This window comes from Dysgonomonas sp. ZJ279, assembly GCF_011039205.1.
In the GTDB taxonomy this organism is placed as follows: domain Bacteria; phylum Bacteroidota; class Bacteroidia; order Bacteroidales; family Dysgonomonadaceae; genus Dysgonomonas.
This window is the reverse complement of sequence record NZ_JAAKEL010000053.1, coordinates 1-1,794: the sequence shown is the minus strand read 5'-3', so window position 1 is coordinate 1,794 and position 1,794 is coordinate 1. Positions and strand designations below refer to the sequence as shown.

Genomic DNA, 1,794 nt, shown 5'->3' with positions numbered 1-1,794 from the left:
CCTGGTAGTCCCAGGCAGATTTGAACTGCCGACCTCTACATTATCAGTGTAGCGCTCTAACCAACTGAGCTATAGGACTGGCTATCTACCTGAAGACTGATTAGTTTATCAGCTTCTTGGTTTCTCTTTATATTATTAAAGATACAATAAAAATAAATAAGTAATACAAAGTCATTAGCTACCCTTAGATCGAACAGAATCAGCTCCAGAAAGGAGGTGTTCCAGCCGCACCTTCCGGTACGGCTACCTTGTTACGACTTAGCCCCAGTTACCAGTTTTACCCTAGGACGATCCTTGCGGTTACGTACTTCAGGTACCCCCAGCTTCCATGGCTTGACGGGCGGTGTGTACAAGGCCCGGGAACGTATTCACCGCGCCATGGCTGATGCGCGATTACTAGCGAATCCAGCTTCATGGAGTCGAGTTGCAGACTCCAATCCGAACTGGGAATGGCTTTCGAGATTGGCATCCTGTCACCAGGTAGCTACCCTCTGTACCATCCATTGTAACACGTGTGTCGCCCCGGACGTAAGGGCCGTGCTGATTTGACGTCATCCACACCTTCCTCACAGCTTACGCTGGCAGTCTTGTTAGAGTCCTCAGCTTGACCTGTTAGTAACTAACAATGTGGGTTGCGCTCGTTATGGCACTTAAGCCGACACCTCACGGCACGAGCTGACGACAACCATGCAGCACCTACACATCTGCTATTGCTAGAATACATGTTTCCACGTACGTCAGATGCATTTCAAGCCCGGGTAAGGTTCCTCGCGTATCATCGAATTAAACCACATGTTCCTCCGCTTGTGCGGGCCCCCGTCAATTCCTTTGAGTTTCACCGTTGCCGGCGTACTCCCCAGGTGGATTACTTATCGCTTTCGCTTAGTCACTTGCTATCATATCGCAAACAACTAGTAATCATAGTTTACTGCGTGGACTACCAGGGTATCTAATCCTGTTTGATACCCACGCTTTCGTGCCTGAGCGTCAGTTATAGTTTAGTAAGCTGCCTACGCAATTGGGGTTCCTCGTTATATCTATGCATTTCACCGCTACACAACGAATTCCGCCTACTTCATCTATACTCAAGTCTACCAGTTTCAACGGCAGTTTAGAGGTTGAGCCTCTAGATTTCACCGCTGACTTAATAAACCGCCTGCGCACCCTTTAAACCCAATAAATCCGGATAACGCTCGCATCCTCCGTATTACCGCGGCTGCTGGCACGGAGTTAGCCGATGCTTATTCATATGGTACATGCAATAACTTACACGTAAGTCTTTTTATTCCCATATAAAAGAAGTTTACAACCCATAAGGCAGTCTTCCTTCACGCGACTTGGCTGGTTCAGGCTCTCGCCCATTGACCAATATTCCTCACTGCTGCCTCCCGTAGGAGTCTGGTCCGTGTCTCAGTTCCAGTGTGGGGGATAAACCTCTCAGTTCCCCTATCCATCGTTGCTTTGGTGAGCCGTTACCTCACCAACTGGCTAATGGAACGCATGCCCATCTACTACCGATTAATCTTTAACAAATATCTCCATGCGGAGCCCCTGTTTTATGCGGTATTAATCCGAATTTCTTCGGGCTATTCCCCTGTAGTAGGTAGGTTACATACGCGTTACTCACCCGTGCGCCGGTCGTCAACAATGTATTGCTACATCTTGCTACCCCTCGACTTGCATGTGTTAGGCCTGTCGCTAGCGTTCATCCTGAGCCAGGATCAAACTCTTCTTTGTATATTGTTTTTCTTATACTTTTGCTTGATCCTGCTCGATCTATTGAATTCTTTTAAA

1 tRNA gene and 1 rRNA gene are annotated in these 1,794 nt (G+C 47.8%); both read right to left on the bottom strand.

Annotation, left to right across the window (positions count from 1 at the left end):
• Positions 1-2 precede the first annotated feature (2 nt).
• A tRNA-Ile gene (locus tag G7Y57_RS17810) sits at positions 3-79 on the bottom strand.
• Between the two features lie 130 nt (positions 80-209).
• A 16S ribosomal RNA gene (locus tag G7Y57_RS17805) occupies positions 210-1,737 on the bottom strand.
• Positions 1,738-1,794 lie beyond the last annotated feature (57 nt).